The sequence below is a fragment of the Citrobacter sp. Cpo221 genome (assembly GCF_030332345.1).
Taxonomy (GTDB): Bacteria; Pseudomonadota; Gammaproteobacteria; order Enterobacterales; family Enterobacteriaceae; genus Citrobacter; species Citrobacter portucalensis.
Genome location: NZ_JAOWIA010000058.1, coordinates 12,916 through 30,398, shown reverse-complemented (window position 1 = coordinate 30,398; position 17,483 = coordinate 12,916). Strand labels below are relative to the sequence as shown.

The window sequence follows — 17,483 nt, the reverse complement described above, 5'->3', positions numbered from 1 at the left end:
GGACGTGGATTCCCCCGAGGGAGAAATCACGTTTCGCCCCTCGGGGTACATTCAATAGGCTTTACAAGCCTTACTGCGATTTAAGACCAGCCGGAAGTCTGCCCCGTTTCCGGTGAAGCCCTGTTTCATGCTTCTGTCCGCACCATTACAGCGCGGCATTTGCTTTCTCCGGCCTCCTCTACCCGCATACCCAACAGTTTGCCTTACGGCTCCCCTGCCTCGATGAGGCGGATATACGGGCTTACCGAGTTCCATACAGATGACACGTATCGGTTAGGTTCTGCCTATCCACCGGTGAAACAACATCAGCGTATCCCCAGATGTAAAAGAGATAACCTGTTCACCCACCTTTTGGTCAAAGCGTATCAACGACTTACGCTCAATGCGGCTGACGGTGTTTAACAGCAGTTCACGTACGTTAACCTTACGATACAGCCTGGCCTCTCATGGTCATGTCGTTAGACCAATCCAGATGGCGTCCTCGCGGATACCAGCCGCCGCTTGCGCGGGAGTACGTTGTCAGGAAGCTTCGCACCTCACCGTTACCAGTGACGCACTATCCTTAGGCTACCGTTGGCTGAACAACGGGTTCTTCTTCGCTATTTCTGCTCAGGAAATAGCGACAGAACAATCACCCGTACAGCTTGCGCTGCATTCCTCTTGTGAAGATCGCGAGCAAAACGATCCCGCCCTGTTCATGAATCCATGAAAGGATGAAATGAAGATGTATGACACGAGGTGTCACAATCGTTGAGATGTAACGTCGATTTGGGATTCACCGACGTCAGCCCTGACGGGCACTCCGCGCAGAATTAACCGCTGCAGATAACTGAGTGAAAGTAATGGGCGCGTTACTGCTCATCACTGAAAGGTTACCCAAACTTCGGGGGCGTATTCCACCGTCGAAACGGCTCACCTTCGGCTACGCTAAACGGCTTTCGGGAGCGGGGACTAGCCCCGCTCTCCTGGGGCACGTAAGCTAACTGTTAGAGAGGGAATTTCTCTGTTTATTCAGTTAGTTACGCAGAGGAATGCGACTCTCGTCGCACTACATCATGCCGCCCATTCCACCCATACCACCCATACCGGCAGCACCTAAGTCAGGCGCATCGCCTTTCGGCAGGTCGGTAACCATGCACTCGGTGGTGATCATCAGACCCGCAACAGAAGCCGCGTACTGCAGAGCAGAACGGGTTACTTTGGTTGGATCCAGGATACCCATGTCGATCATGTTGCCGTATTCTTCAGTTGCAGCGTTGTAACCGTAGTTACCGTCACCAGCTTTCACTGTGTTAGCCACTACAGACGGCTCTTCGCCGCAGTTCAGTACGATTTGACGCAGTGGGGATTCCATTGCGCGCAGCGCAACTTTGATACCTACATTCTGGTCTTCGTTCTGACCTTTCAGGCCGGCAATTTTAGACGCTACGCGAATCAGCGCAACACCACCACCAGCAACCACGCCTTCTTCTACCGCAGCACGGGTAGCGTGCAGGGCATCTTCAACGCGGGCTTTCTTCTCTTTCATTTCAACTTCAGTCGCAGCACCAACTTTGATAACCGCAACGCCGCCTGCCAGTTTCGCTACGCGCTCCTGCAGTTTTTCACGGTCATAGTCGGAAGTTGCTTCTTCGATCTGCTGACGAATCTGAGTCACGCGACCCTGGATTGCAGCTTCGTCGCCCACGCCATCAATGATGGTGGTGGTATCTTTGTTGATAACAACGCGTTTCGCCTGACCCAGATCTTCCAGAGTTGCTTTTTCCAGCTCCATACCGATCTCTTCAGAGATAACGGTACCACCGGTCAGGGTAGCGATATCCTGCAGCATTGCTTTACGACGATCGCCGAAGCCAGGTGCTTTAACCGCAGCGACTTTCACGATACCGCGCATGGTGTTAACAACCAGAGTTGCCAGCGCTTCGCCTTCAACATCTTCAGCGATGATCAGCAGCGGTTTACCTGCTTTCGCTACAGCTTCCAGAACCGGCAGCATTTCGCGGATGTTGGAGATTTTCTTGTCAGCCAGCAGGATGAACGGGCTTTCCAGTTCTACTGCGCCAGTTTCCGGCTTGTTGATGAAGTAAGGAGACAGGTAGCCACGGTCGAACTGCATACCTTCAACCACGTCCAGTTCGTCCTGCAGACCAGTACCGTCTTCAACGGTGATCACGCCTTCTTTACCGACTTTGTCCATCGCTTCAGCGATCAGTTTACCTACGGTTTCGTCGGAGTTAGCGGAGATGGTACCAACCTGAGCAATAGCTTTAGAGTCGGAGCACGGTACGGACAATGCTTTCAGTTCTTCAACAGCAGCAGCGACAGCTTTGTCGATACCACGTTTCAGATCCATCGGGTTCATGCCCGCAGCAACGGCTTTCAGACCTTCAGTGATGATGGACTGAGCCAGTACGGTTGCGGTGGTGGTACCGTCACCTGCAGCGTCGTTCGCTTTAGAGGCAACTTCTTTCACCATCTGCGCACCCATGTTTTCGAACTTGTCTTCCAGTTCGATTTCACGTGCTACGGAAACACCATCTTTAGTGATGGTCGGTGCACCGAAAGATTTATCCAGAACTACGTTACGGCCTTTTGGACCGAGGGTAACTTTCACTGCATCTGCCAGTACGTTTACGCCGCGCAGCATTTTCACACGAGCGTCGTTACCGAATTTTACGTCTTTAGCTGCCATTTTCTCTTTCCCTTAAATTCGTATGTTCAGTGTCGTTCGCGGATTAGGCTTCAACAATCGCCAGGATGTCGCTTTCAGACATGATCAACACTTCTTCATTGTCGATCTTCTCAGATTTAACACCGTAGCCATCGTTGAAAATAACGATATCGCCGACTTTCACGTCCAGCGGCTGTACGGTACCGTTGTCCAGGATGCGACCCTTACCGACAGCGATGATTTCGCCACGAGTTGATTTACCTGCTGCAGAACCAGTCAGTACGATGCCGCCAGCAGATTTGGATTCAACTTCTTTACGTTTGACGATCACACGATCATGTAACGGACGAATACTCATTGATAGCTCTCCTTTGAGAAAGTCTTTATCAGTTATGGGTGACGCCGGCCCGTAAACGGTTTCCCGGCTAGTGACCAGAGAGATGGGGATGGGGTTTTGTGCCTTCAAGGGGGCAAGCGAAAAAAATTTTTTATCAGCAGAAAATCCCGTCAAAACGCCGACGCACCTCACATTTCATAACGATTTCAGTCACGTCGTCATAAGCAAATCTGATTGTGATACCATCAAAAATCTGCGCTGTAGCCCGGTCAATGGGCATAACCGGATAACAACTTATGAGCGGACTGAAACAAGAGCTGGGACTGGCTCAGGGCGTTGGCCTGTTGTCGACATCATTGTTGGGTACAGGCGTTTTTGCCGTCCCCGCGCTGGCCGCACTGGTTGCGGGCAACAACAGCCTGTGGGCATGGCCGGCGCTGATTGTTTTGGTCTTTCCCGTAGCGATTGTCTTCGCCGTACTGGGTCGTCATTTTCCCAGCGCAGGCGGTGTGGCGCATTTTGTCGGCATGGCCTTTGGTTCGCGCCTGGAGCGCGTCACCGGATGGTTATTTTTGTCGGTCATTCCTGTCGGCTTGCCTGCGGCATTGCATATCGCCGCCGGATTCGGTCAGGCGATGTTTGGCTGGCATGACGAGCAGCTTCTGCTGGCTGAGCTCGGTACGCTGGCATTGGTTTGGTACATCGGCTCCCGCGGCGCAAGCTCAAGCGCTAATCTGCAAACGGTCATTGCCGGACTGATTGTTGCCCTCATTGTTGCTATCTGGTGGGCGGGCGATCTGAAACCAGGCGAAATCCCCTTCCCTGCAATTACCGACATCGAGCTTCCTGGCCTGTTCGCCGCGCTGTCGGTGATGTTCTGGTGTTTTGTCGGCCTTGAAGCGTTTGCCCACCTGGCGTCCGAATTCAAAAATCCGGAACGAGACTTCCCACGCGCGCTGATGATTGGCCTGCTGCTGGCAGGGTCTGTTTATTGGGCATGCACCGTCGTCGTTCTCCATTTTGGTGCTTACGGCGAGCAAATGGCGGCGGCGGCATCATTGCCTGAAATCGTCGTGCAGCTGTTTGGCGTACAGGCACTGTGGGTGGCCTGCATCATTGGTTATCTGGCCTGTTTTGCCAGCCTCAACATTTATATTCAAAGTTTCGCCCGGCTGGTCTGGTCGCAAGCCCAGTATAAGCCGGAGAGTTATCTGGCTCGTCTGTCCCCCCGCCACCTTCCTCGCAATGCGCTAAACGCCGTATTGGGCTGCTGCGTAGTCAGTACTCTGTGCATCTATATGCTGCAAATCAATCTCGATGCGTTAATCGTCTACGCCAACGGCATCTTTATTATGATTTATTTGCTGTGCATGTTGGCGGGTTGTCGATTACTAAAAGGGCATTATCGCGCGCTGGCGGTCATTGGCGGTCTGCTGTGTCTGTTGCTGCTGGCGATGGTCGGCTGGAAGAGTCTGTACGCGTTGATTATGCTGGCAGGGCTGTGGCTGTTTTTACCCCGCAGGCCGGAAAAGGCAACGTTGACGCCATCATCCGGCCGATAAACACTTTTGCCGGATGGCGCTAACGCTTATCCGGCCTACATACTGATGCTTAATCCCGACGATCGTCTTTATGTTCGATGCTGTCGCGCTTGTCATCTTTACGCTGAAATTCACCATCAAAAGTCTCACCGCCGCCGGTTCCGGCGCTAAAACCACCGCCAGGCATACGCGAAAAACGCAAATGTGGCAGCAGTTTCATCGTCAGATGTTTTTGCACCGGGGGTAATAAAAGAAGAAGACCGAGGAAATCGGTGAAAAAACCAGGCAGCACCAACAACAGGCCAGCGATAATCAATGATACGCTTTTGATCATTTCTGCAGCCGGACTTTCACCAGCCGCCATTTTTTGTTGCATCAGTAAAAAGTTCTTAAATCCCTGATTACGAACCAGAGACATACCGATAACCGACGTAAAAATAACCAAAATCAGCGTCATCAGGACGCCCATCACATGGGCAACCTGAATAAAAATAGATATCTCTATGTAAACATAGAGAAAAATGGCAAGCAATGGTATCCAGCGCAAAGGGATCTCCTGTTAATAACAGCCGTTTTGTTCAACTTCCGTTCGAAAAATTATGTTAATCGCATCGATTTGATATTGTGGTGGTTAGCAAAATTTCAAGTGCCTTGTACACTAATATTTGGGGTTAATCACAAAGGGGTGATCCATTTCACAGAATAATAAATAAGGGGTAAATTCCACGCTTTAAGTGATCCAGATTACGGTAGAAATCCTTAACCAGCATATGATCTCGGGTATCAGACCGATGCAGGGGATAATCGTCGGTCGAGAAACAATCGAAATCACATATATCCTGTGTGTTTAGTCAAATCATTGGCAGCTTGAAAAAGAAGGTTCACATGTTAAACAACATTCGTATCGAAGAAGACTTGTTGGGTACCAGGGAAGTTCCAGCGGACGCTTACTATGGTGTCCACACTCTGAGAGCGATTGAAAACTTCTACATTAGCAACAGCAAAATCAGCGATATTCCTGAATTTGTTCGCGGTATGGTAATGGTTAAAAAGGCAGCGGCTATGGCCAACAAAGAGCTGCAAACCATTCCTAAGAGTGTGGCAAATGCCATCATCGCGGCGTGTGATGAAGTCCTGAATAACGGAAAATGCATGGATCAGTTCCCGGTAGACGTTTACCAGGGTGGTGCGGGTACCTCCGTCAACATGAACACCAACGAAGTTCTGGCCAATATCGGTCTGGAACTGATGGGTCACCAGAAAGGTGAGTATCAGTACCTGAACCCGAACGACCACGTTAACAAATGTCAGTCTACCAACGACGCATACCCAACTGGCTTCCGTATCGCTGTATACGCATCCATCATCAAACTGGTTGATGCACTGAACCAGCTGCGTGAAGGCTTCGAGAAAAAAGCTGTTGAATTCCAGGACATCCTGAAAATGGGTCGTACCCAGCTGCAGGATGCTGTACCGATGACCCTCGGTCAGGAATTCCATGCTTTTAGCGTACTGTTGAAAGAAGAAGTGAAAAACATTAGCCGTACCGCTGAGCTGCTGCTGGAAGTTAACCTCGGCGCGACAGCAATCGGTACTGGTCTGAACACGCCGAAAGAGTACTCTCCGCTGGCAGTACAGAAACTGGCTGAAGTCACCGGCTTCGCCTGTGTTCCGGCAGAAGACCTGATTGAAGCAACTTCTGACTGTGGCGCATACGTTATGGTGCACGGCGCACTGAAACGTCTGGCTGTGAAGATGTCCAAAATCTGTAACGACCTGCGTTTGCTCTCCTCTGGTCCGCGTGCAGGTCTGAACGAGATCAACCTGCCGGAACTGCAGGCTGGTTCTTCTATCATGCCAGCTAAAGTGAACCCGGTTGTTCCGGAAGTCGTAAACCAGGTGTGCTTCAAAGTCATCGGTAACGACATCACTGTAACCATGGCATCTGAAGCTGGTCAGCTGCAGCTGAACGTAATGGAGCCGGTCATTGGTCAGGCAATGTTTGAATCCATTCACATTCTGAGCAACGCTTGCTACAACCTGCTGGAAAAATGCGTTAGTGGTATCACTGCTAACAAAGAAGTCTGTGAAGCGTTTGTATTCAACTCCATCGGCATCGTTACTTACCTCAACCCGTTCATTGGTCACCACAACGGCGACATCGTCGGTAAAATTTGTGCCGAAACCGGTAAGAGCGTACGTGAAGTTGTCCTGGAGCGCGGTCTGTTGACCGAGTCTGAACTGGACGATATCTTCTCTGCACAGAACCTGATGCACCCTGCTTATAAAGCAAAACGTTATACTGATGAAAGCGAACAGTAATCGTGTAGGGTAGTACCGGAGAAGGCACGTCATGATGACGTGCCTTTTTTCTTACTCGAAGTTACTTAAAAACAACAATTTAATATCAACTTGTTAAACAACAAGGAAGGCTAATATGATAGTTTTAGAACTTATCATCGTTTTGCTGGCAATCTTTTTAGGTGCCAGACTTGGGGGTATCGGTATTGGATTTGCAGGTGGGCTGGGTGTTCTGGTTCTCGCCGCTATCGGCGTAAAACCCGGTAATATCCCGTTCGATGTTATTTCCATCATCATGGCGGTTATCGCTGCCATTTCAGCTATGCAGATTGCAGGTGGTCTGGACTATCTGGTTCATCAAACTGAAAAACTGCTGCGTAAAAACCCGAAATACATCACGATCCTTGCACCTATCGTGACCTATTTCCTGACCATCTTCGCAGGTACCGGCAACATCTCTCTGGCAACGCTGCCAGTTATCGCCGAAGTTGCGAAAGAACAAGGGATCAAACCTTGCCGCCCGCTCTCTACTGCAGTGGTTTCTGCACAGATTGCGATTACGGCGTCTCCAATCTCCGCAGCCGTGGTTTACATGTCTTCCGTAATGGAAGGTCATGGCATCAGCTACATTCATCTGCTGTCCGTGGTCATTCCGTCCACCCTGCTGGCTGTTCTGGTCATGTCCTTCCTGGTAACTGCACTGTTCAACTCCAAACTGTCTGACGACCCGATTTATCGTAAGCGTCTGGAAGAAGGCCTGGTTGAACTGCGTGGTGAAAGACAAGTTGAAATCAAAGCTGGCGCAAAAACTTCTGTTTGGTTGTTCCTGCTGGGCGTGGTTTGTGTCGTCGTATATGCGATCGTCAACAGCCCAAGCCTCGGTCTGGTCGCTAAACCGCTGATGAACACCACCAACGCAATCCTGATCATCATGCTGAGCATCGCGACGCTGACCACGATCATCTGCCGCGTTGAAACTGACTCCATCCTGAACTCCAGCACTTTCAAAGCCGGTATGAGCGCCTGTATTTGTATCCTGGGTGTTGCATGGCTGGGTGATACCTTCGTATCTCACAACATTGACTGGATCAAAGATACTGCAGGTAGCGTAATTCAGGGTCATCCGTGGCTGCTGGCTGTCATCTTCTTCTTTGCTTCTGCACTGCTGTACTCTCAGGCTGCAACCGCTAAAGCACTGATGCCGATGGCTCTGGCTCTGAACGTTTCCCCACTGACTGCTGTTGCGTCTTTCGCCGCGGTTTCTGGCCTGTTCATTCTGCCAACCTACCCAACTCTGGTTGCGGCAGTTCAGATGGATGACACCGGTACAACTCGCATCGGTAAATTCGTCTTTAACCATCCGTTCTTCATCCCGGGTACTCTGGGTGTGGTTCTGGCTGTCTGCTTCGGCTTCTTGCTGGGCAGCTTCATGCTGTAAGTTTTTCCTGCAGGGTGCCTGGGCGCCCTGCAGTTCCTCCTCCCCACCCCGCTTTAACTAACATCCTTCCCTCGTCCGTTGTATAGTGACCATTCTTTTGCTGGTTACTCTGTTCTTTCGAGGTGTTTATGCTTGATGTAAAGAGTCAGGATATTTCCATCCCCGATACCGTTGTGGTGCTCTGTACCGCCCCGGATGAAGCAACCGCCCAGGATCTCGCCGCCAAAGTGCTGGCGGAGAAGCTGGCTGCCTGTGTGACCCTGCTACCCGGTGCGACCTCCCTCTACTATTGGGAAGGCAAACTGGAACAGGAATATGAAGTCCAGATGATTTTAAAAACCACCGTCACACACCAGCAAGCCCTTCTCGATTGCCTGAAGTCACATCATCCGTATCAAACGCCTGAACTTCTGGTTTTACCCGTCACTCACGGAGACTTTGATTACCGCTCATGGCTCAACGCATCCTTACGCTGATCCTGCTGCTGTGCAGCACATCTACCTTTGCCGGATTATTTGACGCGCCTGGCCGCTCGCAGTTTGTTCCTGCCGATCGGGCGTTTGTTTTTGATTTTCAGCAAAACCAACACGATCTGAACCTCACATGGCAGGTTAAAGATGGCTACTATCTGTATCGCAAACAGATAAACATTACGCCATCTCAGGCCGATATTGCTGAGGTAAAACTGCCGCCAGGCGTCTGGCATGAAGATGAGTTTTACGGCAAAAGTGAGATTTACCGTAAACAGCTGACTGTCCCGATCACGGTCAATCAGGCTAAGTCTGGCGCAACATTAACGATCACATATCAGGGCTGCGCCGACGCTGGATTTTGCTATCCGCCAGAAACAAAAACGGTGCCATTAAGTGAAGTGTCTGCCGGTTCTGCGGCGGCCCCTGCGCCAGCCCCAGCCACTGCAGATCCGCAAGAGAAACCGCAGCCCACGGCCCAACTCCCCTTCTCCGCGCTGTGGGCATTGCTGATCGGAATTGGTATCGCATTTACGCCTTGCGTACTGCCGATGTATCCGCTGATTTCCGGTATCGTACTGGGTGGCAAGCAACGCTTATCAACCGGACGGGCACTGCTGCTGACTTTTATCTACGTTCAAGGGATGGCGCTCACCTATACCGCGCTGGGTTTGGTTGTTGCAGCCGCCGGTTTGCAGTTCCAGGCCGCGCTTCAGCATCCCTACGTCCTGATTGGCCTTGCCGTCATCTTTACGCTGCTGGCTCTGTCAATGTTTGGCCTGTTCACGCTGCAACTGCCCTCATCGCTGCAAACGCGCCTCACGCTAATGAGTAACCGCCAGCAAGGCGGATCTCCCGGCAGCGTCTTTGCGATGGGGGCGATTGCTGGCCTCATCTGTTCTCCTTGCACAACGGCCCCGCTAAGCGCGATTTTGCTGTATATCGCTCAGAGCGGGAACATGTGGCTGGGAGGCGGCACACTGTATCTGTATGCTTTGGGGATGGGATTCCCCCTGATGCTGATTACCGTATTTGGCAACCGCCTGCTGCCTAAAAGTGGCCCATGGATGGAACATGTCAAAACCGCTTTTGGCTTTGTCATTCTGGCGCTTCCCGTCTTCTTACTCGAACGTATCGTTGGCGACGAGTGGGGCGTTCGCTTATGGTCACTGCTAGCCGTCGCGTTCTTTGGCTGGGCGTTCATCACCAGCCTACAGGCAAAGCACGCCTGGATGCGTATCGTGCAGATTGTCCTGTTAGCCGCAGCACTGGTAAGCGTGCGTCCATTGCAAGACTGGGCGTTCGGCGCACCACATGCTCAAACCCAGGCACATCTTAACTTCACGCCGGTGGCATCGGTAGATGCGTTAAATCAAGCACTGGCGCAAGCTAAAGGCAGGCCAGTCATGCTGGATCTGTATGCCGACTGGTGTGTAGCCTGTAAGGAATTTGAAAAGTACACGTTCAGTAATCCGCAGGTTCAGCAAGCGCTAGGCAACACGGTGCTATTGCAGGCAGATGTGACAGCAAACAATGCCCAGGATGTCGCTCTCCTGAAACATCTACAGGTTTTAGGTTTGCCGACTATCTTGTTCTTTGATGCCGATGGGAAAGAGCACCCGGAAGCTCGGGTTACGGGCTTTATGGATGCCGCGACCTTCAGCGCACATTTGCGCGATCGCCAACCGTGAGCGACACTTGCAACAGGAAATACGGAGGAGAATACCGTGCAACGTGAAGATGTCCTGGGAGAAGCCCTGAAATTACTTGAGGTGCAAGGGATAGCCAATACCACGCTGGAAATGGTGGCCGAACGCATCGATTATCCTCTGGATGAACTGCAGCGCTTTTGGCCCGATAAAGAGGCCATTCTGTACGATGCGCTACGCTACCTCAGCCAGCGGGTGGATATCTGGCGGCGTCAGCTTTTGCTGGATGACACGCTGAGCGCTGAGCAGAAATTACTGGCGCGCTACACTGCGCTGTCCGAATGCGTGAGCAATAATCGCTATCCCGGCTGTCTGTTCATCGCCGCCTGTACGTTTTACCCCGATCCCGGGCATCCGATCCATCAGTTAGCCGATCAGCAAAAAAAGGCGGCACATGACTTCACCCATGAGCTGCTGACTACGCTGGAAGTTGACGACCCGGCAATGGTCGCCAAACAGATGGAACTGGTGCTGGAAGGCTGCCTGAGCCGCATGCTGGTTAATCGTAGCCATGCTGATGTCGAAACGGCACACCGCCTGGCTGAAGATATCCTGCGCTTTGCCCAGTGCCGAATGGGCGGTGCGCTGACCTAAGCGAGCATTACCTGTTTTCGTCGCCTCTGCCGGATAGATTTGTGCAAACTTCAGGCATAACCATGCAGATTGCCGCAATATTAAGCGGTTGAACAATGTTTCCAGAAATTTGATTGACTGACAGACGTGAATACGGTTTAATGCGCCCCGTTGCCCGGATAGCTCAGTCGGTAGAGCAGGGGATTGAAAATCCCCGTGTCCTTGGTTCGATTCCGAGTCCGGGCACCAATATTCATAAGGCCTCGCTGCAAAGCGGGGCTTTTTCCTTTTCTGGCTACGGTAGATTTCTGGTCGTTGCAACACGTTATTTGTTTGCTGGATTTCTCGCTATTTTCGCAGATGTTCGTTACTTTTACACACCTCAACACCCTCTGATGTGTCTCTTCCTTACCCCACTGCTACGGTCTTTCTACGGTCCTCTACGGTTCCTTTCTCTAAGATTATTCATAATGAAGCAGAGAATACGGGGGAAATGGGGGATTTCATAATTTACTTTATTTAACAACAAATTACCTTCCATTACCCCCGGGGGAAGACCGGGGAGACTCCTCTTCAGGCAAGGGGGAAGAACTCAGCGTTATCAACTCCCCTTGTCAGTCGGGTGTTTCCACCATCTACTCCACCTGTAATATTCCTTTTTTTCACCTTATGATTCTTCGCATCAGCAAAATCCCCCGCTTTCCACGTCATTAAAAAATGACTCAGCCCCATCGGAATTCCTTACCTGAACATAAACTTTGAACTGTAATACTTACATTAAACAATGTGTATTACCGATTTAAAATAGCCATAACCCAGCCCCTTTATAAGGGGCTAGATTTTGTTAGAAAATAATATTACTTATATCAGAAATAGCATTCAAAGATCCTCTATAGTCGCTCCCTGTTTTAGGAAGAATGTAAGAGTATCTGGAATCACCATTATATACTAACTTCCAATGCTTACCTTCCTCAGACAACTCAAACCCAAGTTCCTTAAGCTGCCTTGACGTTGCCTTATCCATACTCCTGTAGCCATTAAGTGCTCTTTTCAAATGAGTTTGACGCGAATTTGCTTCCATAGTTTGAGGGTTATTGGAAATTAAAGAAGATAATATATGATTACTTCGACTACCCTCTTTCGTATTCACAATAGCAACCTTCAGTGCTTCTATTATTACATCTTTGATCTCACCATTGAAAAAGTCAGTTTCTTCCCCTGCATTCATTACTATACTTCCTTGAGCTGAAGCTTGTGATTGAAGCATTCGAACACGATATTCTAAAGATAATATATTACTTTTGAGTTCTTCTATTGTTTCATCTTTTGCAACATTATCGGCCTCATACAAACCCATCAATTCACTTGTGTATTCACCTCTAATCTTAAGTGTATTAATAGAATCCTTAGTTCTTCTTTTTTGTATTTCACTCCATCCCCCCTCAGAGACGGGAGCCATTGTAGATGTGGCTTTTACGACATCATCAAATAATTCATCTTCAAACTCCTTCGCTGTTTTCTCACCCCGACGGTAAAAGGAGATATTTTGTCCTCGCGGCCAGTAAATTCCGACTGCACCTGCGTAAGCATTTTTAGAATTTGTCTCACTTTTTAGTTTTATTGAAAACATTTTCTCACGAGGTTCAATTAGAACATGAGCTATGCCACACACCTTTCTTGCTAATCGCTCAGGAATAATGTTATGAGGATGTTCATTGTAAAAATATTTCGAACTGACATAGATTATTGGCAGCCTGTTTTCAGTTTCTCCATTGATAACTTTTGCCGCCAACTTTAAATGCTCTTCAGAATTCGAAAGGTAATCAGGTTCTATTGATGTTTTGAAGGCATCATCCAAACCACCAGAAAATTTATCTATCAACCTAATTACTATCAAAGGTTTTTTAGGTTGAGGTGCTAAATACGCAGCCTCCTGACTAACCACACTTGATTCAACTTGGATCCATACCGTATTATTTATTAAGTTCTTATTTATAGATATATCAGTTACCCATTTGTGTGGTTCGGAAATTTTAGAATATCTGAAGCAACCTAACTGAACATCTTGGTTGCCATGAGTAATTACATCAATCCTTTCATTACTTGACTCTACATAAAAATCTTCACTAAGATAGTCACACGCCAATTGTGCAGGTATAAAGTTTGTGTGTGGTGATTCATGAATCCAAGAAAAGCACTCATTGAATACATCGTCAAATAAAACATCATTCGAAACATAGAAACCAGTGGAGAAAAACTTCATTGACATTGTCCTTTTGATATGAGGTTACCTTAAGAAGATAATGAAAATTAAATTTAAAATCAACCCACAAGCCCTCCCTTCCCAAAAAAAACAACTATATCAACTGAGATAGGGGGGTCAGAACAAAGACGATGTATTCCACATAATCATGAAATAAACCTACAACACCAAAATTAAAAAATGTAGCCCTATAAAAAACAATACCTACTAAATTAATGATTAATCATTAATCATTAATGCAGAGGCATGCTCTCAAAATAAGCACATACTCTCCAATAAGGTATTTCTGGATAATGTCGACCATATATGTAATTAAAATCAATCAAAGCACATATTATTTTTTTGAATACATCCCCCACCGGTGTTTTTTCCATTAAGACCAGAACTGGACCGTAAAGCTTGTTCTTACTGCATTTCTCGTCTTCATTCATCTCATGTGGCACCTGCATATCCTTCGCCACGCCAGAAAGTCAGCTTAGCCATAAAAAGTGCCGTACCGGGGATGGGTCAACCCTGACGTTCTTTAAACCAGTCACAGGAGGTTATATGTCCAGCCCGAAACGCTTCCGTTTTACTAATCAGCTCATTAAATCCCTGCCCCCTAACACATCCGATGCACGCAGTACCGATGCCGAATACAGCGACACCGAGATTTCCGGCCTCAAGTGTCTGGTCAGCAGAAGAGAAGGTCGTAAAAAGTTTTTGCTACGCTACCTTTATCATGGACGAAAACGCGCCATCGCCATTGGTCACTGGCCTGAAGTGGACGTCAATCTTGCTCGTCAGATTGCCATAGAACACAAACGTTCCCTTGCCACCGGCACTGACCCTAAGCAGGAGCGTGAAAACAAGAGAATGGAGCTGACGTTCGATGAACTCTTTAATCAGCATTATCTGCCATGGGCAAAATCCGCTAAACGCAGTTGGGGAAAGGATGTTCAGCGCTACCGCGATCATATCCGTCCCGCCATTGGTCAGAGGCTGCTGAGCGATATCACACCAGCGAGCATTCTGCGCCTTCAGCAGACGTTAAGTACTTCCCTGTCAGCGGCTACCTGTAACCGTGTCATCGTACTCATTAAAGCCGTCTTTACATGGGCCGGAAGGCAAAGCATGACCTCTGTTCATCCGGCAAGGGTGGTACAGCTACTCAGGGAGAACAACGCCCGACAGCGTTATTTTACCGAGGACGAAATTCGTCGTATTTTTCTCTCCGCCGATAACGATACCAGCCCTGTAGCTGCCCGCTATGTCAAACTGCTGTTACTGACCGGCCTTCGTCGTGATGAGCTGCGTCTGGCTAAGTGGGAGCATGTTGACCCGGTTAAACGCACCCTGTGGCTCCCTGAAACCAAGAATGGCTATGGACGGATTGTTCACCTTAACTCACTGGCGATGGACGTAATCAGAACGCTGCCAACGCAGCGGGGAAATCCGTGGTTGTTTATTGGTAAAAAACAGGGAATGCCGCTGAGTAACCCGGTTAAAGCCTTTCAGCGTATCGTGCGTCGGGCGGGAATTTTCGACAAGGAAGTGTGTATTCATACCTGCCGCCATTCGGTTGCCGCCCTCATCGTGTCCTACGGCGGAACACTGTATGACGTTCAGGCTCAACTGGGGCACCGCAGCAGTCAGTCTTCACAACGGTATGCGCATCTTCATCCTCAGCGCTTACAGAACACCAGTCAGTTACTGGCGGAAAGGATAACGGCTCAGCTACCGTCCTTGTGATAACAGAAAAGCAGAGGCAAGTGCCCCTGCTTTTTTTTTACTGTTCAGCCATCAGTCAGAACGGGATGGCCCCATATTCTTCATCCGGCACCCGGTTATCATCAAATCTGTTATAGAGTTCACGTGCACACTCGCGCGCGTCTTTAATAGACATACGAGGGAACCTGCCGAGGGGTTCATAATAGCAGGCCCCTCTAAGCGTATAACGAGCCAGGAATTTAATCTCACCGTTGGCAATGACGGCCCGGAGCGCAGGCTCGCTGCCATCGAAGATTTCACGAGAAATGCCGTGATAAAGGCACTCCGCCAGTGTGTTAACCAGAGCGTAATCATTGAATGAGGTTTTTTCTTCATTTTCGCTGCTGATAGCGTGAGGAAAACCGTCATAGTACTGGTCTGATTCAAAAATCATACATCACCTTCTATTGGTTGTTATTCAGTCAAAATGGTTTTATTCAGGGTTAAAATTCGGTCATCACATTGCATTTCAGAAACGCTTTTTTGACCTGGTAGTAAGACTGCGCCATCGTCTTCAGCGCTCTTTTTTTATAGTGTCCGGCACTTTCGCCAAGCAGATAACCGGAACGCTCTAACGGTCTGGCCACATCAACGGTCTTAAGTCCCTTTTCAGAACAGAGCTTTTCAAACACCGATTCATAAATCAGGAAGTCGCCGGTTTTGTAATGGACGAATCCCCACATATCTCCCGGGCATCGGGCATGTTCGTCACGCAGGGTGATAAAGTGCCTGCTGCTTTTTGTCACCAGCGTCAGCTGAAGCTCCTCCAGCATGTTACGCACCGGGTTATACTGATTCTGGTTATCATCCAGCCAGCGTCGTGCAGCGGACATAACGGATTCAGCCACCGCATCGCTTTCGAAAGGTAAAAGGCCATATTTCAGCGCCTTCTCTCCTGCCAGCCATACCAGCGCAAATCTTTTCAGTCCGCGCCGCTGAACGCGGGTAATATCACGCCCCTCATCCCTCAGGGCCTCTTCCAGTGCGTTACAGCAATCATCTGTCTGTTCCTGGAGCCAGGATGAAAACTCTGCGTAGGTGCGAAGACCGCCAGCCGTATTTTTCCCGGATAACAGTTTGCCGATAAATGCAGGCCCGGCATAACCATAAGCCTCTGCCAGCCCCGTCTTCAGTGCATCTGCACGGGCACGTGTTTCTGATACCGGTTCATCCGGTTTTTGAGCATCCTCAGGCAACAGTTCCATACTGATGGCCCTGTGCTCCTGCCCTCCCTGTAACACGGCTTTCTGTTCAGCCAGCTTTTCGGAGATTGACATCTCACCGGTGGAGAGAATAAACATGCGCCATTTAAACGGCTCATCTGCCGTCAGGCCACGGTTCAGGCGCTCTTTTGCCGTACCTGACGTAATGTTGTAAAGCAGTGAGGAAAGTTGCTTATGATTACTCGCACCCAGTTCATCGACGCAGGCGACCAGACCGGAATAGTCAGCGAGAAGGCGCTCCATCGCGTTAGGCGTGGTATTCCAGCGAATAATATTTACATTCCCCCCACTACCCGGCTCGCTGCCATCACCATGGACCGATGCAGCCAGCATCAGGAGAAGCGTTTTACCGGTGGTGGATACGCCGTGAAAATGAAACATGCCCACATCCATACCGGCAGGAACCAGAAGCATCGAAGCAAAGGACGCACTCAGCGCAAAGGTCTGCGCCCAGCCATGGACATTTTCCCGGATGAGGTTAATCCACTCCTCCAGAGCCCCACCTTTGTGCAGTCCGGGACGCACGCGGAATCCCGGCAGCAGATAATCAAACCCGGTCAGAGAGGTCACAACGGGCTCATGACCATGTAAAAAGGCCATATCCTCCGAAACGAATCCCATCGCATCTGCCATCAGATAGACAGGCAGCGGTAAACTCCGGCAGCGCTGAAGAAAACGGTCAAAAAGGGCAAACTGCTGTGGAGAGGAGCCAACACAAAATCCACGATCTGCCAGTTTGCCTACTACCTGAGCACCGCTCTGAACAATATCCTCAAAGCGCACCAGGGCCTTAACATACTTACCCAGCCCGTTACCGGTCATCAGGCGAATCCCAAGACTGGACTCCTTATCTTTCCCGCAAAACAGGGCGACAGGCACAACTGGCGTACCGCAAACCAGCACAGGTTTCTGTCCACCGATGTAGAAAAGGCCATCAGCCGTATTCACATAATGCCGTGGCAGCCCATCACTAATACCGAGTGAAGCGATATCATCTTCACCGACTTCAGTCTTTTCAGCACGCCTGATAATTGCCTCCGACATTTTGGTGAAATTTTTATCGCGGTCAGCAAAAACGCGAATACGCTTAATCCCGGAAACCTTAGGAACATTAGTTGTCACTTTTTTATTCATGTGTATTACCATCAAATTACGCCACCGTCAGAAAACGGGTGCATCAGAACCATAGTTAAAAACCATACCGTTGA

General features: G+C 49.4%; 14 protein-coding genes and 1 tRNA gene. 9 read left to right on the top strand and 6 right to left on the bottom strand.

What is annotated here, in order from left to right; all coding sequences use genetic code 11:
• The first annotated feature begins 394 nt into the window (after nucleotides 1-394).
• Nucleotides 395-709, top strand: a complete 315-nt coding sequence (locus tag OGY72_RS17785; RefSeq protein ID WP_286548584.1) for a hypothetical protein — start codon at nucleotides 395-397, stop codon at nucleotides 707-709.
• 339 nt (nucleotides 710-1,048) lie between these two features.
• Here the strand turns inward: OGY72_RS17785 and groL are convergent, their stop codons facing one another.
• Nucleotides 1,049-2,692: a chaperonin GroEL gene (gene groL / locus OGY72_RS17780; protein ID WP_003830576.1), complete on the bottom strand. Its 1,644-nt coding sequence runs from the start codon at nucleotides 2,690-2,692 to the stop codon at nucleotides 1,049-1,051.
• A 43-nt stretch (nucleotides 2,693-2,735) separates the two neighbouring features.
• On the bottom strand, nucleotides 2,736-3,029 hold the full coding sequence (locus OGY72_RS17775; RefSeq protein WP_000027827.1) for a co-chaperone GroES: 294 nt from the start codon (nucleotides 3,027-3,029) through the stop codon (nucleotides 2,736-2,738).
• A 275-nt stretch (nucleotides 3,030-3,304) separates the two neighbouring features.
• Here OGY72_RS17775 and yjeH point away from each other — a divergent pair, with 275 nt between their 5' ends.
• On the top strand, nucleotides 3,305-4,570 hold the full coding sequence (yjeH, locus tag OGY72_RS17770) for an L-methionine/branched-chain amino acid transporter (protein ID WP_286548583.1): 1,266 nt from the start codon (nucleotides 3,305-3,307) through the stop codon (nucleotides 4,568-4,570).
• 49 nt (nucleotides 4,571-4,619) lie between these two features.
• Here yjeH and OGY72_RS17765 read toward each other — a convergent pair whose 3' ends face one another.
• Nucleotides 4,620-5,096, bottom strand: coding sequence for an FxsA family protein (locus OGY72_RS17765; protein WP_003025457.1), 477 nt, complete (start codon nucleotides 5,094-5,096; stop codon nucleotides 4,620-4,622).
• 338 nt (nucleotides 5,097-5,434) lie between these two features.
• Between OGY72_RS17765 and aspA the strand changes: the two genes are divergently transcribed.
• From aspA to OGY72_RS17735, 6 genes are all read left to right on the top strand, one after another.
• The gene (gene aspA / locus OGY72_RS17760; RefSeq protein WP_181509694.1) at nucleotides 5,435-6,871 is read left to right on the top strand and encodes an aspartate ammonia-lyase; all 1,437 of its coding nucleotides are present in this window, start codon (nucleotides 5,435-5,437) and stop codon (nucleotides 6,869-6,871) included.
• A 115-nt stretch (nucleotides 6,872-6,986) separates the two neighbouring features.
• A complete protein-coding gene (gene dcuA / locus OGY72_RS17755) occupies nucleotides 6,987-8,288 on the top strand; it encodes an anaerobic C4-dicarboxylate transporter DcuA (protein ID WP_003830670.1) in 1,302 nt (433 codons plus the stop codon).
• 128 nt (nucleotides 8,289-8,416) lie between these two features.
• Entirely contained in the window at nucleotides 8,417-8,764 is a 348-nt protein-coding gene (gene cutA, locus OGY72_RS17750; RefSeq protein WP_003025447.1) for a divalent cation tolerance protein CutA, read from the top strand.
• Entirely contained in the window at nucleotides 8,740-10,449 is a 1,710-nt protein-coding gene (locus tag OGY72_RS17745; RefSeq protein ID WP_286548582.1) for a protein-disulfide reductase DsbD, read from the top strand. Before cutA ends, OGY72_RS17745 begins: the two co-directional genes overlap by 25 nt.
• A 36-nt stretch (nucleotides 10,450-10,485) precedes the next feature.
• Nucleotides 10,486-11,061: a transcriptional regulator gene (locus tag OGY72_RS17740; protein ID WP_008785982.1), complete on the top strand. Its 576-nt coding sequence runs from the start codon at nucleotides 10,486-10,488 to the stop codon at nucleotides 11,059-11,061.
• A 152-nt stretch (nucleotides 11,062-11,213) separates the two neighbouring features.
• Nucleotides 11,214-11,289: transfer RNA gene (locus tag OGY72_RS17735), tRNA-Phe, on the top strand.
• 595 nt (nucleotides 11,290-11,884) lie between these two features.
• On the opposite strand, the gene OGY72_RS17730 is transcribed toward OGY72_RS17735, so the two are convergent.
• Nucleotides 11,885-13,303: a hypothetical protein gene (locus OGY72_RS17730; protein WP_286548579.1), complete on the bottom strand. Its 1,419-nt coding sequence runs from the start codon at nucleotides 13,301-13,303 to the stop codon at nucleotides 11,885-11,887.
• A 546-nt stretch (nucleotides 13,304-13,849) separates the two neighbouring features.
• Here OGY72_RS17730 and OGY72_RS17725 point away from each other — a divergent pair.
• The gene (locus OGY72_RS17725; RefSeq protein ID WP_045332297.1) at nucleotides 13,850-15,034 is read left to right on the top strand and encodes a tyrosine-type recombinase/integrase; all 1,185 of its coding nucleotides are present in this window, start codon (nucleotides 13,850-13,852) and stop codon (nucleotides 15,032-15,034) included.
• Between the two features lie 55 nt (nucleotides 15,035-15,089).
• Here the strand turns inward: OGY72_RS17725 and OGY72_RS17720 are convergent, their stop codons facing one another.
• Both OGY72_RS17720 and OGY72_RS17715 read right to left on the bottom strand, forming a co-directional pair.
• Nucleotides 15,090-15,446: an Arm DNA-binding domain-containing protein gene (locus tag OGY72_RS17720; protein ID WP_048994182.1), complete on the bottom strand. Its 357-nt coding sequence runs from the start codon at nucleotides 15,444-15,446 to the stop codon at nucleotides 15,090-15,092.
• Between the two features lie 49 nt (nucleotides 15,447-15,495).
• Entirely contained in the window at nucleotides 15,496-17,409 is a 1,914-nt protein-coding gene (locus OGY72_RS17715) for a DUF927 domain-containing protein (RefSeq protein ID WP_286548576.1), read from the bottom strand.
• Nucleotides 17,410-17,483 lie beyond the last annotated feature (74 nt).